The sequence below is a fragment of the Labrenzia sp. THAF187b genome (assembly GCF_009363375.1).
Lineage (GTDB): Bacteria > Pseudomonadota > Alphaproteobacteria > Rhizobiales > Stappiaceae > Roseibium > Roseibium algicola.
The window spans coordinates 3062491-3086368 of record NZ_CP045344.1 but is presented as its reverse complement, the minus strand read 5'-3'; the positions used below and the strand labels follow the sequence as shown (position 1 = coordinate 3086368).

Below are 23878 nucleotides of genomic sequence, written 5' to 3'. Positions count from 1 at the left end.
GACACACTCTGAGCAAGCGGCCCATCCTTCGAGACAGCGCTTCGCGCTTCCTCAGGATGAGGTTGTGAGTGTAGCGTGGGTGTGGGTAACGAAAGCGCCCATCGATCACGTCAGTCCATTCGACCCGCGACGGCTTCATCGCGGCTCGTGAGCCCCCTTACCGCCCGGTCTTCTGTCGCCAGGCTTCGTATTTCTGCACGTTCTCTTCCTTCGTCGGCGGATAGAGACCGATGATCGGCGTTCCGGCCTTCACTTCTTCCAGCACGAAATCCTCAAAGCTCTCCATGCCGGTGCATTCGTCCGCAAGCTCGTCGGCCAGATGTGCAGGGATCACCATAACGCCATCCTTGTCGCCGACCAGAACGTCCCCGGGGAAGACCGGAGCATCGCCGCAGGAAATCGGCACGTTGATGTCCAGCGCCTCATGCAGGGTCAGGTTGGTCGGAGCTGACGGCTTGGCGTAATAGGCGGGCATGTCGAGTGCGCCGATACCTTCTGCGTCCCGGAAACCACCGTCGGAGACAACACCGGCAGCGCCGCGCAGGGCCAGCCGGGTGATCAGGATGGAACCGGCCGTTGCCGCGCGCGCATCCTTGCGCGCATCCATCACCAGCACGTGGCCCGGCGGGCAGGTTTCCATCGCAACCCGCTGCGGATGGTCCGGATTGCGAAAAACAGTGATCGGATTGCGGTCTTCCCGAGCCGGGATGTAGCGCAGCGTGAAAGCCTGACCGACCATGTTTTCGTCTTTCGGAGCTACCGGCACCACGCCCTGAATGAACTGGTTGCGCAGGCCGCGCTTGTAGAGCGCCGTCGCGACGGAAGCCGTCGAGACCTTTTTCAGTTTCGCGCGGGTGTCGTCGGAAAGTGTGTAGTCGCTCATGATGTCCTCAGTAGATATCGGGTTCGCCGGCGGTGCGGCCGAAGTCGGATTGCAGGAAGTCGAAGTCGCAGCCCTTGTCGGCCTGGGTGACGTGACGCTGGAAGAGATAACCATAGCCGCGCTCATACCGTGGCACGGGGGCCTGCCAGGCGGCCCTGCGGGCCTCCAGTTCCACCTCGTCCACCAGCATGTCGAGGCGGCGGTTGGCGAGATCCAGCCGGACGATGTCACCGGTCTTCAGCAGTGCCAGCGGTCCGCCGACGTAGCTTTCCGGCGCGACATGCAGCACGCAGGCACCATAGGAGGTGCCGGACATGCGCGCATCGGAGATCCGCAGCATGTCGCGATGGCCCTGCTTGATCAGCGCCTTGGGGATCGGCAGCATGCCCCATTCGGGAAAACCCGGCCCGCCCTGAGGCCCGGCATTGCGGAGCACCAGGACGTGATCCGGCGTGACCTCCAGGGTCTCGTCATCGATGGCCGCCTTCATTTCCGGATAGCTGTCGAAGACCAGGGCCGGTCCTTCGTGGAAATGGAACTTCGGGTCGCAGGCCGCCGGTTTGATCACGGCCCCGTCAGGACAGAGGTTCCCGCGCAGAACGGCGAGCGAGCCTTCCTCGTACACCGGGTTGGAGAGAGGACGGATGACATCGTCGTTATAGACGACCGCGCCTTCCAGGTTTTCACCCAACGTCTTGCCGGTAATGGTCAGGGCGGAAAGATCCAACCGATCCTCGATCTGCTTCATCAGCGCACGCAGACCGCCTGCATAGAAGAAATCCTCCATCAGGTAGTCCTTGCCGGAAGGACGGACATTGGCGATCAGCGGTGTCACCCGGCCAAGGGCGTCCAGATCGTCGAGCGACAGCTCCACACCGGCCCGACACGCCATCGCGATAAGGTGGACGACCGCATTGGTGGAACAGCCGGTCGCCATCGCAACGACCGCGGCGTTCCGGCAGGCGGCGTCCGTGATGATCCAGTCCGGTGTCAGGTCTTCCCAGACCATCTCAACGATGCGCCGGCCGCAATCGGCTCCCATGCGTTGATGGCCCGCATCAACCGCCGGAATGGAAGATGCTCCCGGAAGGGTCAGCCCCATGGCGTCTGCGATCGCTGTCATGGTCGAAGCCGTCCCCATGGTCATGCAGGTGCCCGCAGAGCGAGCGATACCACCCTGGATCCCGAGCCACTCATCGTCGGAAATGTTGCCGGCCCGGCGCTCGTCCCAGTATTTCCAGGCATCGGACCCCGACCCCAGGATCTTGCCGGCGTAGTTGCCACGCAACATCGGGCCTGCCGGCAGATAGACCATCGGAACACCTGCCGAGATCGCCCCCATGACAAGGCCTGGTGTGGTCTTGTCACAGCCTCCCATCAGCACCACGCCGTCCAGCGGGTGAGAACGGATCATCTCCTCCGTCTCCATGGCCAGCATGTTGCGGTAGAGCATCGAGGTCGGCTTGGTGAAGCTTTCGTCGACCGAGAGCGACGGCATCTCGACGGGAAAGCCTCCCGCCTGGAAGACGCCGCGCTTCACGTCCTGCACCCGCTCCTTGAAGTGGGAATGACAGGTGTTCAGCTCCGACCAGGTATTGAGCACGCCAATGACCGGCTTGTCCCGGAAGTCCTCTTCCGAGTAGCCGAGCTGCATCATCCGCGAGCGATGGCCGAAGCTGCGCAGATCGTCAGGAGCGAACCAGCGCGCGGATCGTAAGTCTTTTGGGGCTTTGTGCGTCATGATTTTATCCGGTGAAGGCAAAGGTCAGCCAGATGACGATGAGGGTGAAGACGAGGCCGACAACCTCCGGCCAGTTGCCGAACCGGTCGTCGCGGCGTTCTTCGTCCGCGAATTCTCCCGGTGCGATATCCTCATCCTGGCGGGTGAGATCCTTGTCGGTGATTTTCATCTCTACCTCCTCAGTCCAGCAGGTTTGGCAGCCACAGGGCCAGATCGGGGAAGAACAGCACCAGGAACAGGCCGACAGCTTGCAGGGCGATGAACGGCAGCACGGCGGCGAAGATTTCCTGCAGCTGGATATCTTTTGGCGCTACGGATTTCAGGAAGAAACAGGCTGGCCCGAAAGGTGGCGACAGGTAGTAGATCTGGATGTTCATGGCAAAGAGAACCCCGAACCAGACCGGGTCAAAGCCGAGATCCACCACCACCGGTGCAAAGATCGGTACGGTGATGAAGATGATCGCGATCCATTCCAGGAACGTGCCGAGCACCATGACGATCAGCATCATGACGACGATGACCAGGATCGGTGCGATATCAAGGGATGTCAGCAGGCCGCGCAGGAATTCGCCGCCGCCGATCCGGTTGTAGATGCCGATCAGCGAGACAGCCCCCAGCACCAGCCAGATGATGGACCCAACCGTCAGCACCGTCTGGCGCATGGCATCACGTGCCATCTTCCAGTTAAGCTCATTGCGGACGGCAGCAACCACGAGAGCCCCCACGGCTCCGACAGCCGCGGCCTCCGTGACAGTGGCGATGCCGGAATAAATGACCCCGAGCACGGCACCGATCAGAAGCCCTGGCAGAACAACCCCTTTCAGGAACTTGACGCGCTGGAACAGCGGCAAGCCGGTTTCGGGAATGTCGTAGATCGGTGCCAGTGCCGGATTGAAGCGCACCCGGATCAGGATGTAGATGATGAACAAGCTGGCGAGGATCAGCCCCGGTACGGCAGAGGCGGCGAAGAGCTTGGTGATCGAAACCTGGGCCGCAAGACCGTAGACGATCAGAACGACCGAGGGTGGGATCAGCGTTGCCAAGGCGCCGGCAGCGCAGATGATGCCGATGGACAGCTTACGGTCATACCCGAGCCGCAGCATCTGCGGCAGCGCGATCAGGCCGAGCATGACGATCTCGCCGCCCATGATGCCGGACATTGCCGCCAGCACCACCGCGACCACACAGGTCTGGACCGCGACCGAACCACGGAAGCGCCCGCCCAGGATCGCCATGCTGTCGAACAGCGACTGTGCGATCCCCGATCGTTCGAGGACGTTGGCCATGAAGACAAAGAAGGGAACGGCGATCAGCTCGTACTTGTGCAGGACCTCGCCGACATTGGCAGCAACGATGAAGAAACCGGCACGCTCGCCGAAATAGAGGATCGCGGTTGCCAGCGACACCGTCAGTGTGGTGATGCCGAGCGGAACGCCCAGCGCCATCAGCGCCAGCAGCGCGACGACGATCAGAAGGGTAATAAGTTCAATGCCCACCGGCGATCTCCCCTTCGGTGCGCTGGCACCAGCGAATGATGTTGGCGGCAAGCTGGAGAATGTAGAGAACGCAGCCAGCAACAAGCAGGATCTTGAGATAGGTCGGCTGGATCGAGTTCAGCGCGGTTCCCGAGTGCTCGGTGCGCTTCAGAACTTTCAGCATCGGATCCCACAGGGCCATGGTCAGGACAATTACCGCACCAGCCGCAATCACCATCTGCAACAGGCGCATTACGCGCCAGACCCGTGGACTGACCAGCGTTTCGATCATGGTGATGGAAATATGGCGGTGCCGCTGGGTGACATAACCAACCGCAAGCACCCAGGCCGAAGCACAGAGCGTCATGGCAAGTTCCGTCGACCAGACGGTCGGGCTGTCGAACCCGTACCGCATCACCACCTCGAGCGCGGAAACCGCGATACAGGCGAAAAACAGCACGGAACAGCCATGACCGATGAACACGCTGACACTGTCCATGACGTCGGCATAACGCGCGAATAGGCGTTTCATCATCTCTCCCTGAATGCAGACCTGAAGCGGACAGGTGAATCCGGCCGGGCACAAGGCCAGGTCATCGAGACTGTGCCCGCTCAGGAGCTTTGGCAAGAAAGCTGCGTGCCCTCACCTTGCAACGTGGAAAGCAAGGGCACGCGTCACTGGCCGGGTCCTAGTTCTTGAAGAGACCGATTTCGGTCATGTAGGAGAGGTTCGCGTCAAGCGCTTCCTTGGCAAGGTCCGACTTCTGGGCATAGTTCTCCCATTCCTTCCGGGCGATCTCGCGCAGTTGGTCGCGATCTTCCTGGGCCCAGTTGATCACTTCGATCTTCTCGCCAGCGCCGTCTCGCGCGGCCAGTTCCTGGTCCTTCTTGTCGACTTCAGCCGCCATTGCGAACATGGCTTCGTACCACCAGTCACGCAGGGCTTTCTGGTCTTCCGGGCTCAAAGCATCCCACTTCGCCTTGTTGATGGTGAACTGCATCGACGGCATGGAGTGAATGCCGGGATAAAGCGGGTAAGGGGCAACGTCATGCAGACCGGTCGCGTCGTTGTTGACGTAGGCCGAGGCGTCTGCTGCATCGACAATGCCCTTTTCCAGAGCACCATAGACTTCAGAGAAAGGAATGGATACCGGCGACGCGCCGGCAGCCTGGAAGACCGCGGCGGCAAGCCCTTCCGGAGAGCGGATCTTCTTGCCTTCCAGATCTTCGAACGTGCGGATCGGTACGCGGGCCGGCAATGCTTCGCGAGAATAGGGTCCGCAGGCAACGACCTGCACTTCTCCACCGGTCACGGCATCGGCTGCCTTCTGCATCACGGCTTCGCCGCCACCGTCCTTGCAGAAACCGATCATCTGTTGCGGCGTGTCGTAGCCGGAGATGAGGTCGCCCATGATGGCGTAGGCCGGCTCGCGGCCTGCAAAGTAGTTCACGGAGGTGAAGTCGCCATCCAAAACGCCGGCTGCAACAGCATCAGGCGTTTCTCTTGCCGGGACCACGGATCCGTTCGGCGTCAGCTGGATTTCGACGCGGCCGTCGGTCATTTCCTTGATTTTCGGAAGGCAGGTTTCCGTCAGATACTGGGTCGAAAAGTCCCCTGCATTGAAAGAGGTCTGAATACTGAAGGTCTCTGCCTGCGCCATTGTTGCGATGACGGAGACCGAAGCTGCCAGGGCAGCGGCGGTGAATTTCATGGTGTCCTCCACTCGATTGCGCGGGGAGCTCCTCCTCCCGCTATCTGATGCATTAATATATTAGGGCATTTCTTGCAAGTCTGTTCTATCTTCGCCCGAGAAGAATCGTGTGTTTGAATAAGAGGATCAGCGATGACGGTTGAACTGGCTCGGTTGCTGGATGACCCGAACAAGGCGGCAGACGCCAGTAGCGGTGAAAGGATCCGGCGGATCTCCGTCAGCCAGCAGATCCAGGAATCGCTGCGCGCACGGATCATCTCGCTTGACCTCAAGCCCGGGCTCAGCCTGTCGCGGACGGATCTTGCCAGCCATTACGGTGTCAGCCAGACCCCTGTGCGCGATGCGATGATGAAGCTGGAAGAAGAAGGGTTGCTGACCATCTATCCGCAATCCAAGACCGAAGTCTCCAAGATCGACGTCGACCATGCACGCGAAACCCAGTTCTTGCGCCTGTCGCTGGAGCTGGAAGTGACACGCACCCTGGCCAGACAGGACGACAAATCTTCCATCGCCCCTGCCCGTCAGATCCTCAAGCTTCAGGAAACGGCACATGCCGAGGGTGATCTCGGCCTCTTTGCCACCTTCGACAAACGCTTTCACCTGTCGCTGTTCAAGGCGGTCGGGCTTGCCAGCCTGTGTCAGCTTGTAGCGTCGCGCTCCGGCCATATCGACCGGTTGCGCAATCTCAACCTACCCGACCCCGGCAAACCCGCCAGCATCCTGCGATATCACGGGCTCATCCTGGCCGGTATCGAGGCAAGTGATGAAACGGCCACGGAAACCGCTGTCCGCGAACATCTGTCAGGCACGTTGCAGCAGGTCGATCAGATCGTCGCCCGCAATCCTGCCTTCTTCTAGGCCGTAGCCCAGCAAGGCAAGAGATCGAGTGAAAGCCCACCGCCCCAGCAAGACTTGCAGTACCAGGCTTTCATGGGGACGGGGCTGATCGTCAGGTAGCCCGATCAAGCATCGCCGATGCAACCAGTGCCCGCGCCGCCTCTCCTGCAGCTTCCGCATAGGCAGGATCGCGGTGAACCAGGATGGTTGAAAACGCGCCGTCCAGGAGCAGCACGATATGGCGGGCCAAGTGCGGTGCTCCGCCGATACCTGCAGCCTCGAATTCTTCCGCCATCCACGCCTCGAATTTCTTCTTGTGACCGGCACCAACCTTCATCGCCGGATGCCCGGGCATATTGGCAAGTTCCGCCGCTGTTCGCAGGAAGCCGCAGCCTTTCCATTTCGGGTGCCTTGCAGCAACCGCTATCTGGCGGAAGATTGCCTCCACCTTGTCCGGCAGATCACCTTCGGCCTTCCCAAACCATTTCCGGAACTGATTGAGGTTGGGCTGATCACGTGACGCCAGATAAGCTTCGATCAGGTCGTCCTTGCTTTTGAAATGGTAATAGACCGTCTTCTTGGTGATACCTGCCTTCTCCGCGATCGTGTCGAGACTAACGGCACGGATTCCCTCCGCATAGAAGAGCTTGTTGGCAGCGGTCAGGATCCGCTCTCTGGCTGTTTCGGCAGGTTTGATCATCGATCAAGTATACTCACCAGTGAATATACTTCAATGCGCACCGTCGCTAGCGTCCTTCTATCGACTTTCAACCAAGGACGAAGCCCATGACTGCCCCTGTTCTTCTGGACCGCCACGGCCCCATCGCGTTGCTTACCCTCAACAGGCCCGAGAAGCTGAACGCGCTCAACTACGCTACGAACGACCTCATCCTGGCTCATCTGAACGAATTGGAAGCGGACGAGAGCACTCGTGTTGTCGTCATCACCGGCGCAGGCAGGCGCGCCTTTTCGGCAGGTGGAGACATTCACGAGTTTTCGCGCACCATCGCGGAGGGCATCGACGTCGCGGTGCGCGATTTTTGCCAGCGGGGCCAGCGCATGACCGCGCGCCTGGAAAACTTTCCCAAGCCGGTCATTGCCGCCGTCAACGGTCTGGCCTACGGCGGCGGTTGCGAAATCACCGAAGCGGTTCATCTTGCCGTCGCCTGCGAAAGCGCGCTCTTTGCCAAACCGGAAATCAATATCGGCATCCCGCCGACCTTCGGCGGCACGCAGCGTCTGCCGCGCCTTGCAGGCCGCAAACGGGCCCTGGAACTGCTTCTCACCGGTGACAGCTTTTCCGCGCACAGAGCTCATGAGCTCGGACTGGTCAACCAGGTCGTCACCGACGGCAGCGAACTGGAGGCGGCCTTTGCCCTCGCAGAGCGCATCCTGCGTCACTCCCCACTGGCTGCTTCCAGGATCCTGACCGCCGTCACGCGCGGGCTCAACACGACCATTTCCGAAGGCCTGCGGATCGAACAGGAGCAGTTTGCACGCATGGCCGCCACACGGGACGTTCACGAGGGCCTCACGGGCTGGATCGAGCGGCGCATGCCGGACTATCAGGGCGCCTGAAGCCAGCCAAAAAAACAGGGGGCAGCACGCCTGAAGTGTGCTGCCGACGGATGTGTCAGAAAAGTTTTACAAAAAAAGAATTATTTAATTACAGAGACTTAACCAGCAATTTTCGGTTCATTCCCGATTTTTCCAAGACCGGCTGTTGTAATGAAACCGGTGTTTGTTAAGGTCCCGGCATCCAATGACCGAAAGGCGCACACCGCTTCACCAGCGGATGGACAGGGCTTCCAACAGCCCATCTTCCGCACCTGCAGCATCCTTTTGCTGCATTGTGCGCCTTCCTGAAAAGTCCGGCACTCGATCCTTCGCGCAAAGGATCGGCTAAATTCCGTCCAGTGCACCTATGCACCTCCCGCCGGGCTTGTAACAGAACCATTCCGACGCTCGCTGCCCGACCTCCGGGCGGTGCATGAGCGCGTGCACGCTGCGGCCCGTTCCGTGCGGCATCGCGCGCCTTAAAAAGGAGACGCTATCCATGCAGGCTCAACAGCTGTCCGCCAATGCCGAATTGCAACTGGACGAGCAGGCTTATGGCCGGGATCCGATCGCAGACCGGGAAACGGATCTCTACCGCGGCGAATACATCATGTCGTTCGTGGAAAAGTGGGACGAGTTGATCGACTGGGACGCGCGCGCCGACAGCGAGGGACAGTTCTTCATGGACGTGCTGCGCGCCCGCGGCAAGGAAACCGTGCTTGATGTCGCAACCGGAACCGGCTTCCACTCCGTAAGGCTGACGCGCGCAGGCTTCAACGTGACCTCGGCCGACGGCTCTGCTGCCATGCTGGCAAAGGCGTTCCAGAACGGCCAGAAACGCGGCATGATCCTGAAGACGGTACAGGCTGACTGGCGTTGGCTGAACCGGGACATTCAGGGCAAATACGACGCCATCATCTGCCTCGGCAACTCCTTCACCCACTTGCACGACGAACTGGACCGCCGCCGGGCGCTTGCCGAATTCTATGCCGCGCTCAAACACGACGGCATCCTGATCATCGATCAGCGCAACTACGATGCGATGCTAGATCAGGGCTATTCCAACAAGCACAAATACTATTATGCCGGAAAGAAGGTGAAGGCCGAACCGGTGCATATGGACGAAGGCCTCGCCCGCTTCAAATACAGTTTTCCCGATGGGGCCGAGTACACGCTCAACATGTGCCCCATCCGCAAGAACTACATGCGCCGCCTCCTGTCGGAGGCAGGCTTCGAGCGCGTCCGCACCTATGGTGACTTCCAGGAGACCTTTGCGGAAAACGATCCGGATTTCTTCATCCACATTGCCGAAAAATCCAGCCTGCACCTGGTTCGCTGGGGTGGCGCGCGCCCTGAAGACGGCAAAACGGATATCCGCGAAGTTGCCGAAAGCTACTACGACAGCGACGACGCCGACACCTTCTACAGCCTTGTCTGGGGCGGCCAGGACCTTCACATCGGTCTTTATGACAACACCAGCAACATTCGCGAAGCGTCGGACCTCACCATCGACGAGATGGCCGGCATGCTGCCCAATCTTGGTGCGGATGCGAAGGTTCTCGACATCGGCTCCGGTTATGGCGGCGCGATGCGCAAGCTGGTCAAGGCCAGTGACTGCAGCGCGGTCTGCCTGAACATTTCCGATGTCCAGAACGACACCAACCGGCACCGCAACATCCAGCAGGGTTTCAAGGACAAGATCCGCGTCGAGCACGGCGTCTTCGAGGATATTCCTGAGCAGCCGGAAAGCTTCGACATTGTCTGGAGCCAGGATGCGATCCTGCACTCCGACCAGCGCCACAAGGTGCTGCAGGAAGTCCACCGGGTGCTGAAGCCGGGCGGCTATTTCATCTTCACTGACCCGATGCAGGCCGATGATGCCGACCCGAAAGCCCTCCAGCCGGTTTATGACCGCCTGCAGCTCAACAGCCTGGGGTCGATGCGCTTCTACCGCGAGACGGCAGAAGCACTGGGCTTTGAAACCGTCGAACAACGGGACATGACGCAGCAGCTGCGCAATCACTATTTCCGGGTACGCGAGGAGCTTCTCGCCAACTACGACAAGCTGCGCAACGAAGGCGCTTCCGCCGACTATCTCGACAAGATGGCGCTTGGGCTCATGAACTGGGTCGATGCTGCGGACGCCGGCCAGCTGGCCTGGGGCATCCAGCTGTTCCGCAAGCCTGTCTGATCCCCTTCCTTCCCGATCTCCCTGCCCGGGCGCCATACACCGCCCCGGGCAGGACTATCCTTTCCAAAACGACAAGGAGCGCGCAATGACGCAAAGATCCTGGCTATTCACCAGTGAATCCGTTTCCGAGGGACACCCGGACAAGGTCTGCGACCGGATATCCGACACCATTCTGGACGCTTTCCTGGAACAGGACCCTGACGCCCGCGTTGCCTGTGAAACGCTGACCACCACCAATCACGTCACCATCGCCGGGGAAGTTCGTGGCCCCGACCAGGTCCTCGATACCGTTGAGAGCCTGGTGCGTGAAGCCGTCCGCGACATCGGCTACGAACAGGAAGGTTTCCACTGGCAGACGCTGGAAGTGGTCAACCGCCTGCACCGTCAGTCGGCCGACATCGCCATGGGCGTCGATGAAGGCGACAAGGGCGAGGAAGGAGCCGGCGACCAGGGCATCATGTTCGGCTATGCCTGCAACGAGACCGAGGAGCTGATGCCTGCGCCGATCCTGTTGTCGCACAAGATCCTGCGCACCATGGCCGAAGCCCGGAAATCCGGGCGCGAACCGCGCCTTGGCCCGGACTCCAAGAGCCAGGTGACGCTTCGCTATGAAAACGGCCGTCCGACCGGCATCGATGCCGTGGTCGTTTCCACTCAGCACGGCGAAAATGTCAGCCAGGAAGAAGTGCGCGAAGCGGTTTTGCCGTTCATCCTGCATGCCTTGCCCGTCGGCTGGACCGTTCCCGATAACCGGATCTACATCAACCCGACTGGCCGCTTCGTGATTGGCGGACCGGATGGCGATGCCGGCCTCACGGGGCGCAAGATTATCGTCGACACCTACGGCGGTGCAGCTCCCCATGGTGGCGGCGCCTTTTCCGGCAAGGACCCGACCAAGGTCGACCGGTCGGCTGCCTATGCCTCGCGCTATCTCGCCAAGAACGTGGTCGCCGCCGGCCTTGCCGACAAATGCCTGATCCAGCTCGCCTATGCCATCGGCGTGCCGGAGCCGGTCGCCGTTTACGTCGACACACAGGGAACCGGCAAGGTGGATGAAGTGGCTCTGGGCAAGACCTTGCGCGAAATGGTGCGTCTGACACCGCGGGGAATTCGCGAGCGTCTCGGACTGTCGAAGCCGATCTACGCGCGCACTGCTGCTTACGGCCACTTCGGCCGCGCACCGGAAGAAGACGGCGGTTTCGGCTGGGAGAGAACCGATCTTGCCGACGAGCTTGCACGGCACTTCGGCGCTCGTGCGGATGCGGCAGAGTAAGAAAACAGCGAAGCCCCGGCACGGCATCCGCCGCGCCGGGGCTTTCGGTTTACCGGATCAGAACTTTTCGACGCTCGGCCGCAGCTCCAACTCGGATGTCCAGGCGCTTTTGTCCTGGCGCGAGATCTCCAGATACGTCCGTGCGATTGCATCCGGATGAAGGGTCTTGTCCGGGTCGTCATAAGGCGCGCCACGATCCGGATTGTAGATCACCCCGTCGATGACGAAATGAACCACGTGGATGTTTTGGGGCGACAATTCCCGGGCAAGTGACTGGCACAAGCCACGCAAGGCGAACTTGCCCATGGCAAAGGGCGCTGATTGCGGGAAGCCCTTGATGCCGGCGGAAGCACCGGTGAACAGCATCACGCCCTTCCCTTTTGGCACCATCCGCTTTGCCGCTTCATGTGCAACGGCCAGCGCACCGAAGGCGGTCACATCCAGTGCGGCATGCACGTCCTCAAGATCGAGTTCGGCAACCGGTCCGCGGACGCGGCCACTGGCGTTGTAGACGACGAGGTCCGGCGTTGTCCCCGCCTCGTCGAGGTCCTGGAACAGGCGCGCCACACTGGCCGCGTCGGCAGCATTGCAGGCATGGGCGTTTGCTCCGGTTTCAGCGCAAAGCCCTTCCAGCTTCCCGGGAGTTCTGGCAGCCAGTGACACCCTGTAGCCTTCCTTGGCAAACGTCCGTGCCAGAGACGCGCTGAGGCCAGGCCCGGCACCGACGATCAGGGCATTGCCGCTCACGATGCGGCTCCCAGATAGACCGGCTTCAATCCGCTCACCAGCTGCGCCTGGATCGGTGCGGTTGCCTCGTTGATGGCGGTGACACCCATATCCTGCCCGACCTGGGTGCGGATCGGCCGCGATCCATCCATTGCGATCAGTTCAAGGATCTTGGTCGCGACGTTGCCCGCATCGGTGATGGCTTCGCCCTGATCGAACATGCCCTGGAACATGCCAAGCAACCTGTCGCGTCCCTTGGAATAGTCGCCATATTGCCCAACCCGTACCGCATCGCCCGGAGCCGGCGCGGAGGTCACCAGGTCAGTGCCATGGCCACTCGGCTCAACCAGAACGGACTCGACCCCGAACGGTTCCAGTTCGTAATGCAGCGACTCGCAGTAAGCCTCCATCGCCCATTTGCTGGCGCAGTACAGGCCGAAGAAAGGCATGCCGAACCGGCCTGCAACCGAACTGAGACTGATCACGAGACCGGACTTCCGCGCCCGCATCGCTGGAAGCACCGCCCGCGTCAGATGCATGACACCATAGACATTGACGTCGAACAGATCCTTTGCCTGCTCCATGGTGAAGCCTTCCGTCAAACCAACAGGCATGACGCCTGCGTTATTGACCAGAACATCTATCGGCTGCTCTGCCTCGACCGCCGCGACGGTCCGTTCGACACCTTTCTCGTCAGCGACATCCAGATCGACCGTAACAAGCTTGCCCGGAAGACCTTCGGCAAAAAGCTTGAGCGCCTTGGCCGCTTCCGCGTTTCTGCCGTCCAGATCCCGCATGCCCGCATAAACGATATGGCCTTCCTGCACGAGTTTCTGGGCGGTCAGAAACCCGATACCCCGGCTTGCACCGGTAATCAGGATTGTCTTTTGGGTGGTCATTTTCATTTCCCTTCCTTCTTGAAGATTGTGCGCATGAACAGCGCCAGGGGTTCGTCGCTGCGGCTTGCCTTCATTCTCGTCAGCGCGCCGCTCCACGAATTCATCAACCAGTCGGCAGCCTGTGCCGGGGAGAGATGAGACAGTCCGATCCGGGAGAGGTCCGTCTCCCGCAGGCAGATCTCAAGTTCACCGGTCAGTGCCTGCCAATGACGGTCCAGTTCCGCCTGAAAGACCGGTTTCTGGTCAGCCAGCTCCGTCGACAGGTTGCACATCAGGCATCCCTGGGCGTAGCCACGGTCTTTCATCCCTTCCCGGGCACCGGAGAAAAATGCTTCCAGCCGCTCTACCGGCGAGCGTTTGCGATCCGAAAGGCAGGCCTTTGCAAAAGCGAGCTGATCCCGGTGGTAGTGACGCGCCACCTCGAGACCGAAGTCTTCCTTGGTGTCGAAGTAGTGGTAGAAAGACCCCTTCGGCACGCCACTTTCCCGCAACACGTCATTGATCCCGATGCCGTCGAAGCTGTTTTCCCGGATAAGCGTCATACCGACATCCAGAAGACGGGTCTTCGCGGTCTCGTAGGCAGCTTCGTTGCGTATTCTGGCCAAGGGGATTCCTTTCGTCAGGGACTTCTGACACCGCTAATCCGGCTGATGCAGCGCATTGTCAGTGGCGTTCGTTGAATTAGAAATAGACTGGTCTAATAATAATCGTCAATGAAACGAACTTCACGGTTGCGTGTGTGCGACGATCAATGAGGAGATCGCCCTTCTCAGAAACAAAAAAGCTCCCCGCGAATGACCACGGAGAGCTGATTGATCAAATGAATTTCGCCGGTCCGGCTCTGCTCACACAGAAGCGGGGTTTTGGCTCAAGCCTCTTCCGGCACTTTTTCACCCGCGCCTTCCGTCACCTGGTCGATCCAGTCCTGAAGGTTGTAATAGGTGGTGATGCGGGCAATTTGACCATTGCGGATCTCGAAAAAGCTGCCCGCCGGCAGCTTGTAGGTCTGACCGTTCGCGGGCGGCAATCCGCTATCGGTGCCGATATAGCTGCCATGGACGATGAACTCGGCAGCAGCCCGTGTCCCGTCTTCACTGACGAACAGAACGATGTCGCTGAGCCGCTCCTTGTAGCAGCGCGTCATGTGAACGTTGAAGGACCAGAACTTGTCCTTGCCGACACGGCGTTCGCCCTGGTTGACGTCATGGATCAGGTCGTCGGCAACCAGGCTTTCCATTTTCTTGGTATCGCCTGCATTGAAGGCAGCAAAATAGGTATCGATCAGAAACCGGGACTGTTTGTTGGCCATAGGTCCTCGCAGGGGCGGAAACACAATCTGGCCGGGAGTTTGCCTTCGCCGCCTTCCCGGCGCAAGAGGTCGAGGAGATTGCGGTTTACGGTTCTTCACCGAAACCGCTTCAAACCAACCAAAGTCCCCGCCCAGGGCGACAGCCGGCGCCCGATGTTGAAGTGATAAAAATGCTACATACTGTATCACATTAGCAACAAACATCACTTCTCTTGAAATTGCCGGTTGCATTGGCACCCGCTCTCGAAGTATCAACTCATCACCGGTCATCATACTGGCACAGACATCAACGGTTCGGCCATTTTTCGCCACCCGCATGATCAGGCCCTGCCCACTCATGTACGGATGCTGTTCTGGTGGATCAGGTACCATCACATGTAGCTCAGGGGTTAGAGCGTCAGGCAAGTTGCCTGAAAGTCACAGGTTCGAATCCTGTCTTGTGAGTTTTGGATAGCCAATTGGTAAAGGCACCGGATTTAGTTTCCGCTAAACGGGGGTTCGAATCCCTCTCCAAAAACACGGCCTCCAACGCCGAACTGGCCTGTCACGCCAGCAGCTATGCAAGCTGTTCCATAGGGGACCTGGAGAGGTCTTGCGAACGCGGACTGGCCCTTTTGCCTTCGGGTGAAAGTGTCCTGACCGCCGACGCCAGGTCGCTTCGCCCGGCCTTTGGCGAAGGCTCTGCCGCCGCTTTGCCGGAACCGCCTGTTTTCGAACGGGTGGAACCCGCATTGCCGCTGCTACGCCCTCTCGCCACGGGCCCGCCGGGAGACCTCGTGCTCTCTTCGGGTCTCATCGTTTCACCCCGGACGCCTCATGACGAGCGACCGGTTTCCTCAACCTCCAACCATCTTCAACACCGGAAAGGACAACCACGTGCCTTAGCGCATTGGAAGGATTATCGAAATGACGACTTTTCTCGACAAGATCCGCGGGCGAACCCGCGTAGTGATTTCTGAAACGGAACGGGCCCTCCACATCTGCAAGGGAGAGCTCCAGGGTATTCTCGGACCCGGTGAACACAGCCTCGAGAATGGCCGTGGCACCCTGGTGATCGAGCGCCAGTCGATGGCAATGCCCCAGTTCCGGTCGGCCTACGAGAAGGCGCTCTTCGATAAGCTTCCGCAAGTTGCCGAAGAGCACTTGACCGTTATCCGGACCGGACCGGGTGAAGTGGCGATTGTGGAACGGGACAACCGTATCCACACCGTGCTTGGTCCGGACGAGCGGCTTGTCCTGTGGACGGATGCCGGCCCGTGGACCTTCGAGGTCATCGACACAGCTGCCGACCCGGCCCTCACGCAGAAGCTCATGCGCCGGCTCGGGGATGCCCGTCAGACGCAGCAGTTCGTGATCGTGCCGGTGACCGACGGCAGCGTCGCCCTCCTCTTCATGGATGGCGTGCTCACCAAGGTGCTTGAAGCCGGGGTGCATGCCTTCTGGAAGGCAGGCCGAACCGTGACGCAGAAGGTCATCGACCTCAAGCGTCAGGCTCTCGACGTCACCGGTCAGGAAGTCTTGACCCTCGACCGCGTTACCATCCGGATCAACCTCTCCGCGGATTACCGTGTGGTTGACCCGGTGAAGGCCGCAACCGAGGTGAAGGACTTCACCGACACGCTCTACCGGGCTTTGCAGCTTGTGTTCCGCAAGCAGCTCGGCGCGCTCAAGCTCGACCAGATCCTTGAAAAGAAGGGGGAGGTCAACGCGGAAGCGGCCGCCAAGATCAAGGCCGACATGGCTGAAATCGGTGTCGAGGTCTCCGACATCGTCCTCAAGGACGTGATCCTTCCAGGCGAAATGCGCGAGATCCTCAACAAGGTGGTGGCTGCCGAAAAGGAAGCCGAAGCCAACGTGATCCGGCGTCGTGAAGAAACGAACGCAACCCGTTCGCTTCTCAACACGGCCAAGGTCATGGCTGAAAACCCGGTCATGCTTCGGCTCAAGGAGCTCGAAGCGCTCGAAGCCATTGCCGGCAAGGTCGACCGGCTCACGGTCCACAACGGAACCGGAGGCCTTATGAACGACCTCGTCCGGCTTCGGGACGACAACGCGGCATGAGCCAGAACGGCGCGGGGCAACCTGCGCCGTTTCTGTTTCAGCGCGGCCCTTCCAGACCATGGCTGTCCAGGTCCTGTCACCAGGTCACCTCGATTGAGGGTGCGCTCGCCCGCTTTCGCAGGGATCGCAGAATTTGAAAACAGTATAATTTAAAGAAAAAGACAATGAAAACAGACACAAAGATCTCGAAACGCCTGTCTTTCTGGCTAAGGCACAAACCGGAAGACGCCGGTTTGATCCTGTCAGACGGCGGTTGGGCTGCCGTAGCTGATGTCCTTGACGCCTTAAGAGCCCTCGGCCTTGATTGCAAAAGGGATCAGCTGGAAAGAGTGGTCGCGACCAACGACAAGAAACGCTTCGAGTTCTCCAAAGACGGCAAACACATTCGCGCACGTCAGGGGCATTCGATTGACATTGAACTGGGCCTCACCGCTTTACAGCCTCCGGAGTTCCTGTTCCACGGAACGGCAACACGTTTTCTGCCGCCCATTCTGGCCGAAGGCCTGAAACCTATGGCCCGGCACCATGTGCATCTGTCACCGGATCGCGACACCGCGCACAAGGTCGGAAGCCGACACGGCAAACCTGCAATTCTTCAGGTCGCGGCCAGCGCAATGCAGACGAAGGGGCACACGTTTTACAGAACGGAGAACGGCGTCTGGCTGACGGATGCAGTTCCCGCACATTTTCTGGCACTGAACGAAGCCCGTCCAAAGTAGGCCTCTTCGCGAATTCGGCATTCCTGGTTACATGGTCTGGACCGGCATGAACCAAGGGCCTTCAATGACTCCCCCCTCACGCATACCGGCACCAAGATAAAAAAATATATCTCTTTCTTTATTTCCGAAGCTGAATATATAAAGAAAATACTTTCTTTATCGAGGTTGCCATGTCCATCAGCTCGCCAGCGCTCCCGCCCGTCAGCCCGTCACTCTTTTCACCGGACCGTGCGGCCGGCACACTGGCGCTGGTACTCGGGGTAGGATCTCACGCCATCAATGGCTTTGTTACCACCGCTGTCCTGCCGGACATCATCCGCGATCTTGGCGGGCAGGACCGTGCCTTCTGGGTATTTTCCTCCTTTGAAATGATGGCAATCCTGGCGGGCTGCCTCACTGGCGCAGCAAAGGTTCGTTTCGGTGCCCGCAGTCCCTTCCTGCTGGCGTCCCTCCTGCTTGCGGGTGGATCGGTGCTCGCGGGTCTCTCGACATCTCTGGAAGGGCTGATTGCCGGACGCGCCCTGCAGGGCTTCGGCGAAGGCATGATCATCGCACTGTGCTATTCGCTGATCCCGGATCTCTTCCCCAGCAACATCGCCCCGCGTGTCTTTGCCTTGCTGGCAGGGGTCTGGGCCGTTGCAGCGGGTATCGGGCCGGTTTCGGCCGGCTTGCTGTCCGAACTCTGGTCGTGGCGCGCCGCCTTCCTGATCAACATACCCTTCGTGCTGCTGCTGTTCGTCCTGATGAACACGGCCTTGCCTGCGCACGCAGTCCGCCCGGCCACCGCAAGCGGCCCCACGGCCAGAAGTTTGCCGGTCCGTTTACTGGTTCGCCTTGCCCTGCTGGCAGCAAGCATCTTTCTCCTGACCGTGATAGGCGAGCTGCATGCGCCCCTGCCGCTTGCGCTGACGATTGCAGCCGGTCTGGCAACCGCAGCGCTGCTGCTGACCTTTGACGCCGCAAGCCCGCATCGCCTTTTCCCGCGCGATGCCTTCCGGGCGCAGACCCTGATCGGCCTCGGCACCTGGATCGTGTTCCTCATTTCCGCTGCCGCTGCGGTGCGGGCGGTTTTCGTGACGACGGTCGGCCAGGTCTACTGGGGTCTCAGCGTGACGCAGGCAAGTTATGTTGCCGCCGGGCTCGCCTTCTCCTGGTCGATCTTCGCCGTCATCTCTTCCCGTGCACCGTCGCGGCAGCGCGAACTGACCTATCTGACGACCGGTCCATTCCTGATCGCCGGCGGCTTGACCCTGACAGCTCTTGCGATCACGACCGCGTCGCTGCCTTTGTTTGCGCTCGCTGCCGTGGTTGCCGGTGCCGGCCACGGGCTGTGCAACCAGATCCTGATGCGTTCGCTGATGTACATCGCCGAGGGCGAAGACCAGAACCTGGTCTCCAGCATCCTGCCGACCATTTCCTCTGCCGGTATCGCCATCGGCGGCGGCCTTACCGGACTGATCGCAATTGTCACCGGTCTTGTTGCTCCGGGATCGGAAGAACTGCTCACCCGGGAAGCCGTCGCGCGGTCCGGCGCTTCCGTCTTCTACATCAATGCGGGCCTGACACTGGTTCCAGCCCTGGCGATGCTGGTGCTACGTCACAGATTGACTGCACGGGAAAGCGCCATCGCAAGCGAATAGCCGCCCCCCTCACCCGAGGTCGGCACCGCGCGTCTCGATCCGGTAGACCCACGTCACCACCGCTCCCAGCAGCGAGGTAACCACGAGGCCGGCCAGCAGCACGTCCGTTCCCAGGTCCTTGAGCAGAATCGGAAACAGGAAGGCAGTCAGAACCGCGCCTATCTTGGCGAAGGACGCCGCAAGGCCCGCCCCCGTGCCGCGATAGGCGACAGGAAACACCTCGCCGGCAATCAGGTAGGTCTGCGCATTCGGACCCATGTTGGTCATGAAGTTGAACAGCATGAAGCCTGCAAAGATCAGGGGGACGTCCCATACAGGCCCTGCATGGTTGCCTGAAGCCGCAATCGCCAGACCAACGGCGCAGCCGATGAAACCGATCACCTGAAGGCGGACACGGCCGATCCGGTCAGTGAACATCACGGCAAAGACAATGCCGACAATCAGCAGGACGTCGATCAGAGCGGCACCTTTCGCTGCAAGCAGATCGTTGTAGACCAGATCTGAGAGCGACTGTGCGTGCTCGCGCTTGTTGCCAATTGAACTGGCCAGGATGACCGGCGTGAAAATGCCGATGCCATATGTCCCGAGATCCTGCAAGAACCAGGGAACCGACGCAAAGATCGTCGCCTTGCGCAGTTTCCGGTCTGTCAAAAACCGGCTCCACTTGACCTTGTGCGCATGCGGCGAACCGGCTGTTTCAGCCTTCAGTGAAATTTCACTCGGATATCTGGGGCGCCGGTTCAGCAATCTCAGCAGTGCGGTTTCCGCTTCTGCCACCCGTCCCCTCACGATCAGCCAGTTGGAGCTTTCCGGAACAAAGAAGCGGCCGGCCAGGATCAGAAGAGCAGGCGGAACGGCCGTCAGATACATCCAGCGCCAGGCTTCGGGGTCCGGAAACCAGGTGAGCGTCAGAAAGGCAAGACCTGTACCCGACAATGCCCCGACAGCTTGAAAACTGAAAGCTCCCAGAACCATCCGTCCACGCGCCCGCGCCGGAATGTTCTCCGAGATCACCATATGCGCCGTCGGATAGTCACAGCCGAGCGCCAGGCCCACACCAAAGAGGGCTATCAGGGTAATCGAAAGGTTCGGTGCTATCGAAAGCACCAGCAGAAAGGCGATGAAGAGCGCCATCTCGACGATGAACATCGCCCTTCGTCCAAACCGGTCCGCAAGCCCGCCCAGTGCTGTCGCCCCGATCAGGATGCCGAACAGGATCGCCGAACTGACAAGCCCGTGCTCCACCGCTGTCAATTTGAATTCCCGCCCGATCAGCGGCAGTGCGATGCCGGTCATGAAGACAACCATGCCTTCAAAGAACTTGCCGGCGCAGGCCAGCCACCAGATACGCCACTGCATGCCGGTCAGGATGGAACTGTCGACGTCCGTACCATCGCGCCAGATCGGTGTCTCCTCGATATAGGCCTGCGGACTATCGAGGCTTGCAACTGATGCGGTGGAGAAGGTCTGCTGGACGTCGCTCATGAAATCCCTCCGATTGCCATTCGGGAAAGCAGGAGAAGGATAGACTGACGGTTATGAAATTCTGGTGATTGTCGTTACGTAAACTTTCACTCGAAGAAAACTGCCGCTTCAACTCGGGTGACCTTTGCCTGTTCTGCAGCAACGAAGGTCTTCTTCATGCACGAACCGTCTCCTGGTCGCGATAAGCAGTATTGACAGTGTGAAACAACTTTCCGATGATCCGGCAGTTTTTATTAAGACCGGTTCATTTATGGGTTTTCCTGCCGCTCGTCTCACCGACCTGCATACCTGCCCCATGTGCATGGGCGTTCCCGCGCCAATCGTATGGAAAGGCGCCTTTACCGTGCTTACCGGCAAGCTGCCGCAGGCACGTGTTGGCGACATGTGCGTTTGCGTCGGCCCGCCGCCACCAGCCGGTGGTGACCCCATCATTACGGGTGCGTGGACGGTTCTGGTCGAAGGCAGCCCTGCTGCGCGAATGACAGATCTGACCGCAAAGGCCGGAACAATCATAACCGGCCTGCCAACGGTTCTGATCGGAACGCAAGGCGGTAGTGGTGGAGGCGGTGGCGGAGGAGCAGGCGGCGCAGCGCCTCCGGCAAAAAGTCCGCACAAGTTCTCTGCCGGTGCGGAGACGGGTATCGAGAAGCCCTACAAGGAACGATACAACTCGAACGGCATCAAGAAGCCGGAAACCGAGAAGCGGTCGCTCAAGGACCAGCTGAAGGAGAACGCTGAAGCCAGCGCCGAATACGAGTATGAGCTTTTCAGCAAGGAAAAGACCTTCTGGGAATCGGAAGGCGGTCATTTCAAGACCGAGGCGAGCGCGGAGGCAAAGCTCGGCATATCCGGCGATATCAACGGGGACTATGCCGCTGGAGCTTATGCAAATGCGAAGGTTGCCGCCATCACCGGGAAGGCCGAAGGCAAGACACTCAACGGGCTTGTCGGTGGCAAGGTGGAAGGCGAAGCCCTGTCCGCTTCAGCCGAAGGCGGTCTCGGCTTCAGAAAATCCGAAGATTTTGCGGGAGTGGAAGGCAAAATCGGAGGTGAACTCGTTCTGGTACAGGCCAGCGCCGAAGGCACCATTAACATCAGTCCCAAAACCCTGTACGACAACACCCTTGGCCCGTTTTTGAGCTGGGTGAGCGGAGATCCGGCGAAACGAACGCTCGACAGCGCCTATGACCACGGCCTTCGAATCGGAGGCCGCGGAGAAGCCGGTGTCGGGGCTGCAGCCGGGGCCAGCGCGCAGGCAGGAAAAATCGGTGACGCCTATGGCGTGACTGCTGAAGCCAAGGCAGGGGCTGGTCCGATGGCGGGCTTCAAGGTCTTTGTCGGAGTTTATTAGACAGGTGGTTTTGCACTCGAGACCGCCGGCAGGAACACCCAAGGGTGATAATCGGAATGACCACTGAGGACTATGTCGCCGCCGAACTGACCGCAATCAGCCCGGCACCTTTTGCGTTCCAGCTTCTGCTTCCCGGAAGCTGGGAGGTAAAGCAGGCCAACGAGCAGCCCCTCACGGTGGACAGCCCCACCATCATTGCGGTTTTCGAGCCTCCCCAGGCGACGAATATCTCCGTCCAGGTGATCGGCATTCTCCTCAACAACGAGATCTCGGCCGCACACTGGCTCGAATACTACTGCTCCCTGTCGTCCTGGCATGTCGACACCCTGCAGCCGATCGATGCTCGCCGCGCACGCGCAAGCTGCTTTGTCAGGGCCGAAGGCCACGAACTGCGCGGCCTCGTCACCGTCACGGTGAATGGCAATACGCTGATCCTGATCCAGGCCTTTGTTCCTTCCAGCGAGTTTGCTGCCCTTTCGGACATCGTCAACATGGCCGTCAGGTCGTTCCGCACCGAACAGGTCAGGCAGCCGAACGTGATCGAGGACTGGAGCAACTTTTCCCTGTTCCAGGACATCGGCTTCTTCTTTCCCGCGTCCTGGCATGTCAACCAGCCGCAATCCGGTCTGGCCGATCGCATGGCCATCGACTTTGCCCGCACGGGCTCCAATGGCGAGATCCTCGGGTTTGCCAGACTGAAGGCGATCAGCGCACAGCAGCCGGTAGACCTTGTTCAGGAACTGGGCAAGACCAGACGGGAGTTCGAAGGTTCCGACATCATTTTCGACGCGGGTGCGACGTCGAAAGCGGTGACGCTCGACCCGCCGTTTATCGAAGCCACCGAAGTGACCGTCGGTGCCCGTACGAGTGAAAGCAATGATCCGCTGGAATTCACCGCGCTGGCGATGAAGACCCCGTCGCACGTGATCATCAGTTCCATACTCGGCCCCTCTCGCAAGACTTCGTTCTACAATTGGGCGGTGAACATGCGCGCGCACGAAATCGCCAACGCGTCGCTGCAATTCAAGCGTCAGTCCTGAGGTCAGTCAAACTGGCGGGGTCAGAACCCCGTCAGTCCCCGTTCCAGCCACTGACTTTGCGGTATCTCCTTGCCGATCTTGAAGGAGAACCGCTCCACACGCGTCACGCCGCTGTCCGTCTCGCAGCGGAAAGCAACGTCGAACCAGCGGCCAAGACTGCGGAATGCCGCGATACGCGGCTGCAGAACGTTGCCGCCACGAGGCCGGAAAGACGGCAGCAGTTCCGGCGGCAAGGAACTGACGGAAGCAATCTGCTCTCTCAACTCGGTCATGCACAAGAGGTTCAGCCGCTGGCCCTCGGTCATGCCGCGCATGGCCGTGCGCGCCTGCGGATCATCCAGAATATCGCGGGAATAAAGTTCCCGAGCTGCAATCATTCCGGCTGGAGGTCCTTCCGAGCCGCCTGATGCCCGCTTTCCTCCTGCCTGGTCGCGTTGAGGCGAAGCCACCGGTTTCGGTGGTTTGGGAGCGGGCGTCTTGTTTGTTGCGATCGGTCCGACAATTCCGAAGTCTTCGGCGGGCTGCTCTCCGGTTTCAGCCGTGTCCGTTTCCGCGCCGGTTCCAACGGTCTCCTCTGGCAGGGCCTCCGGCTGTTCGGGTGTTTCGGCAACGTCTGAGGCCTCCTCGTCAGGAGCTTCGCTATCATCAGCGGTGTCTTCAGCGGCGGTATCCTGTGCTTCTTCCGGAGCCTCCTCCTGCGGCGCTTCGGTTTCGGCAGCCTCGGTCTCCTGACCTTCGCCCTCACCTTCCCCTTCGCCGGCGTCCGTTTCGCCCGCCTGGGCCTCATCCGTCTGCGCGTCGGTTTCCGCCTGCTGCTCGCTCTCCGTGGAAGCGCTTTCAGCGGATGCCGGCGGCGTTTCCTCTTCCCCTTGCAGGCCCGTGTCTTCTTCGCCGAACTCGGTCACTTCCTGGAGAACGGACGGCTCTGGCGGTTGTTCGGGCGTCTCGGCAAGGTCTTCGCGAGCGGACGCTGGCGGTG

Annotated in this window: 22 protein-coding genes and 2 tRNA genes; 11 read left to right on the top strand and 13 right to left on the bottom strand. The window is 60.1% G+C overall.

The window, feature by feature from the left end; genetic code table 11:
• Window positions 1-157: 157 nt before the first annotated feature.
• The 6 genes from FIV03_RS14080 to dctP form a co-directional block, all read right to left on the bottom strand.
• Entirely contained in the window at window positions 158-883 is a 726-nt protein-coding gene (locus FIV03_RS14080; protein WP_152505859.1) for a ribonuclease activity regulator RraA, read from the bottom strand.
• Window positions 884-890: 7 nt separating this feature from the next.
• A complete protein-coding gene (gene araD, locus FIV03_RS14075; RefSeq protein WP_152509985.1) occupies window positions 891-2624 on the bottom strand; it encodes an L-arabinonate dehydratase in 1734 nt (577 codons plus the stop codon).
• A gap of 4 nt (window positions 2625-2628) precedes the next feature.
• Complete coding sequence (locus FIV03_RS31590) at window positions 2629-2793, bottom strand: hypothetical protein (protein ID WP_173013843.1); 165 nt, start codon at window positions 2791-2793, stop codon at window positions 2629-2631.
• Window positions 2794-2803: 10 nt separating this feature from the next.
• Entirely contained in the window at window positions 2804-4120 is a 1317-nt protein-coding gene (locus FIV03_RS14070) for a TRAP transporter large permease subunit (protein ID WP_055655680.1), read from the bottom strand.
• Window positions 4110-4631, bottom strand: a complete 522-nt coding sequence (locus FIV03_RS14065) for a TRAP transporter small permease (protein WP_031268181.1) — start codon at window positions 4629-4631, stop codon at window positions 4110-4112. The genes FIV03_RS14070 and FIV03_RS14065 overlap by 11 nt, the downstream gene beginning before the upstream one ends.
• Before the next feature lie 157 nt (window positions 4632-4788).
• Window positions 4789-5811 (bottom strand): TRAP transporter substrate-binding protein DctP, encoded by a 1023-nt coding sequence (gene dctP / locus FIV03_RS14060; protein WP_152509984.1) that lies wholly within the window; start codon window positions 5809-5811, stop codon window positions 4789-4791.
• 132 nt (window positions 5812-5943) lie between these two features.
• Between dctP and FIV03_RS14055 the strand changes: the two genes are divergently transcribed.
• On the top strand, window positions 5944-6669 hold the full coding sequence (locus tag FIV03_RS14055; protein ID WP_152509983.1) for a GntR family transcriptional regulator: 726 nt from the start codon (window positions 5944-5946) through the stop codon (window positions 6667-6669).
• Window positions 6670-6760: 91 nt separating this feature from the next.
• Here the strand turns inward: FIV03_RS14055 and FIV03_RS14050 are convergent, their stop codons facing one another.
• Entirely contained in the window at window positions 6761-7348 is a 588-nt protein-coding gene (locus FIV03_RS14050) for a TetR/AcrR family transcriptional regulator (protein WP_152509982.1), read from the bottom strand.
• Between the two features lie 86 nt (window positions 7349-7434).
• Here FIV03_RS14050 and FIV03_RS14045 point away from each other — a divergent pair, with 86 nt between their 5' ends.
• The 3 genes from FIV03_RS14045 to metK all read left to right on the top strand — a co-directional run bounded on the left by FIV03_RS14045 (window position 7435) and on the right by metK (window position 11669).
• On the top strand, window positions 7435-8226 hold the full coding sequence (locus FIV03_RS14045; RefSeq protein WP_152509981.1) for a crotonase/enoyl-CoA hydratase family protein: 792 nt from the start codon (window positions 7435-7437) through the stop codon (window positions 8224-8226).
• Between the two features lie 478 nt (window positions 8227-8704).
• Window positions 8705-10396, top strand: a complete 1692-nt coding sequence (locus tag FIV03_RS14040; protein ID WP_152509980.1) for a methyltransferase domain-containing protein — start codon at window positions 8705-8707, stop codon at window positions 10394-10396.
• An 85-nt stretch (window positions 10397-10481) separates the two neighbouring features.
• Window positions 10482-11669 carry a methionine adenosyltransferase gene (gene metK, locus FIV03_RS14035; protein ID WP_152509979.1) on the top strand — a complete coding sequence of 396 codons (1188 nt, stop codon included), beginning with the start codon at window positions 10482-10484 and terminating at the stop codon, window positions 11667-11669.
• A gap of 57 nt (window positions 11670-11726) precedes the next feature.
• On the opposite strand, the gene FIV03_RS14030 is transcribed toward metK, so the two are convergent.
• The 4 genes from FIV03_RS14030 to FIV03_RS14015 all read right to left on the bottom strand — a co-directional run bounded on the left by FIV03_RS14030 (window position 11727) and on the right by FIV03_RS14015 (window position 14603).
• Window positions 11727-12416 (bottom strand): SDR family NAD(P)-dependent oxidoreductase, encoded by a 690-nt coding sequence (locus FIV03_RS14030; protein ID WP_152509978.1) that lies wholly within the window; start codon window positions 12414-12416, stop codon window positions 11727-11729.
• Complete coding sequence (locus tag FIV03_RS14025) at window positions 12413-13294, bottom strand: SDR family oxidoreductase (protein ID WP_209009664.1); 882 nt, start codon at window positions 13292-13294, stop codon at window positions 12413-12415. Before FIV03_RS14025 ends, FIV03_RS14030 begins: the two co-directional genes overlap by 4 nt.
• A gap of 2 nt (window positions 13295-13296) precedes the next feature.
• Window positions 13297-13899, bottom strand: coding sequence for a TetR/AcrR family transcriptional regulator (locus FIV03_RS14020; protein WP_055655691.1), 603 nt, complete (start codon window positions 13897-13899; stop codon window positions 13297-13299).
• Between the two features lie 263 nt (window positions 13900-14162).
• On the bottom strand, window positions 14163-14603 hold the full coding sequence (locus tag FIV03_RS14015) for a ketosteroid isomerase-related protein (RefSeq protein WP_022997944.1): 441 nt from the start codon (window positions 14601-14603) through the stop codon (window positions 14163-14165).
• 371 nt (window positions 14604-14974) lie between these two features.
• Here FIV03_RS14015 and FIV03_RS14010 point away from each other — a divergent pair.
• The 5 genes from FIV03_RS14010 to FIV03_RS13990 all read left to right on the top strand — a co-directional run bounded on the left by FIV03_RS14010 (window position 14975) and on the right by FIV03_RS13990 (window position 19023).
• Window positions 14975-15047, top strand: a tRNA-Thr gene (locus FIV03_RS14010).
• Window positions 15048-15120: transfer RNA gene (locus FIV03_RS14005), tRNA-Leu, on the top strand.
• 389 nt (window positions 15121-15509) lie between these two features.
• A complete protein-coding gene (locus tag FIV03_RS14000; protein WP_152505854.1) occupies window positions 15510-16664 on the top strand; it encodes a slipin family protein in 1155 nt (384 codons plus the stop codon).
• A gap of 164 nt (window positions 16665-16828) precedes the next feature.
• Window positions 16829-17383, top strand: coding sequence for an RNA 2'-phosphotransferase (locus FIV03_RS13995; RefSeq protein ID WP_152509976.1), 555 nt, complete (start codon window positions 16829-16831; stop codon window positions 17381-17383).
• A gap of 170 nt (window positions 17384-17553) precedes the next feature.
• Window positions 17554-19023 carry an MFS transporter gene (locus FIV03_RS13990; protein WP_152509975.1) on the top strand — a complete coding sequence of 490 codons (1470 nt, stop codon included), beginning with the start codon at window positions 17554-17556 and terminating at the stop codon, window positions 19021-19023.
• A gap of 9 nt (window positions 19024-19032) precedes the next feature.
• On the opposite strand, the gene FIV03_RS13985 is transcribed toward FIV03_RS13990, so the two are convergent.
• Window positions 19033-20508 (bottom strand): MFS transporter, encoded by a 1476-nt coding sequence (locus FIV03_RS13985; protein WP_152509974.1) that lies wholly within the window; start codon window positions 20506-20508, stop codon window positions 19033-19035.
• Between the two features lie 250 nt (window positions 20509-20758).
• On the opposite strand from FIV03_RS13985, the gene FIV03_RS13980 reads away from it, so the two are divergent.
• Together FIV03_RS13980 and FIV03_RS13975 are read left to right on the top strand one after the other, a co-directional pair.
• Window positions 20759-21859 (top strand): PAAR domain-containing protein, encoded by a 1101-nt coding sequence (locus FIV03_RS13980; RefSeq protein WP_152509973.1) that lies wholly within the window; start codon window positions 20759-20761, stop codon window positions 21857-21859.
• 56 nt (window positions 21860-21915) lie between these two features.
• Window positions 21916-22899 carry a hypothetical protein gene (locus FIV03_RS13975; protein ID WP_152509972.1) on the top strand — a complete coding sequence of 328 codons (984 nt, stop codon included), beginning with the start codon at window positions 21916-21918 and terminating at the stop codon, window positions 22897-22899.
• Window positions 22900-22919: 20 nt separating this feature from the next.
• Here the strand turns inward: FIV03_RS13975 and FIV03_RS13970 are convergent, their stop codons facing one another.
• Window positions 22920-23804 carry a DUF930 domain-containing protein gene (locus FIV03_RS13970; protein ID WP_152509971.1) on the bottom strand — a complete coding sequence of 295 codons (885 nt, stop codon included), beginning with the start codon at window positions 23802-23804 and terminating at the stop codon, window positions 22920-22922.
• Between the last annotated feature and the right edge of the window lie 74 nt (window positions 23805-23878).

Bases quoted from the DNA above. Each gene is read 5' to 3' on its own strand.
- FIV03_RS14080 (WP_152505859.1), bottom strand. From the start codon at position 883: ATGAGCGACTACACACTTTCCGACGACACCCGCGCGAAACTGAAAAAG.
- araD (WP_152509985.1), bottom strand. From the start codon at position 2,624: ATGACGCACAAAGCCCCAAAAGACTTACGATCCGCGCGCTGGTTCGCT.
- FIV03_RS31590 (WP_173013843.1), bottom strand. From the start codon at position 2,793: ATGAAAATCACCGACAAGGATCTCACCCGCCAGGATGAGGATATCGCA.
- FIV03_RS14065 (WP_031268181.1), bottom strand. From the start codon at position 4,631: ATGAAACGCCTATTCGCGCGTTATGCCGACGTCATGGACAGTGTCAGC.
- dctP (WP_152509984.1), bottom strand. From the start codon at position 5,811: ATGAAATTCACCGCCGCTGCCCTGGCAGCTTCGGTCTCCGTCATCGCA.
- FIV03_RS14055 (WP_152509983.1), top strand. From the start codon at position 5,944: ATGACGGTTGAACTGGCTCGGTTGCTGGATGACCCGAACAAGGCGGCA.
- FIV03_RS14050 (WP_152509982.1), bottom strand. From the start codon at position 7,348: ATGATCAAACCTGCCGAAACAGCCAGAGAGCGGATCCTGACCGCTGCC.
- FIV03_RS14045 (WP_152509981.1), top strand. From the start codon at position 7,435: ATGACTGCCCCTGTTCTTCTGGACCGCCACGGCCCCATCGCGTTGCTT.
- FIV03_RS14040 (WP_152509980.1), top strand. From the start codon at position 8,705: ATGCAGGCTCAACAGCTGTCCGCCAATGCCGAATTGCAACTGGACGAG.
- metK (WP_152509979.1), top strand. From the start codon at position 10,482: ATGACGCAAAGATCCTGGCTATTCACCAGTGAATCCGTTTCCGAGGGA.
- FIV03_RS14025 (WP_209009664.1), bottom strand. From the start codon at position 13,294: ATGACCACCCAAAAGACAATCCTGATTACCGGTGCAAGCCGGGGTATC.
- FIV03_RS14015 (WP_022997944.1), bottom strand. From the start codon at position 14,603: ATGGCCAACAAACAGTCCCGGTTTCTGATCGATACCTATTTTGCTGCC.
- FIV03_RS14000 (WP_152505854.1), top strand. From the start codon at position 15,510: ATGACGACTTTTCTCGACAAGATCCGCGGGCGAACCCGCGTAGTGATT.
- FIV03_RS13995 (WP_152509976.1), top strand. From the start codon at position 16,829: ATGAAAACAGACACAAAGATCTCGAAACGCCTGTCTTTCTGGCTAAGG.
- FIV03_RS13990 (WP_152509975.1), top strand. From the start codon at position 17,554: ATGTCCATCAGCTCGCCAGCGCTCCCGCCCGTCAGCCCGTCACTCTTT.
- FIV03_RS13985 (WP_152509974.1), bottom strand. From the start codon at position 20,508: ATGAGCGACGTCCAGCAGACCTTCTCCACCGCATCAGTTGCAAGCCTC.
- FIV03_RS13980 (WP_152509973.1), top strand. From the start codon at position 20,759: ATGGGTTTTCCTGCCGCTCGTCTCACCGACCTGCATACCTGCCCCATG.
- FIV03_RS13975 (WP_152509972.1), top strand. From the start codon at position 21,916: ATGACCACTGAGGACTATGTCGCCGCCGAACTGACCGCAATCAGCCCG.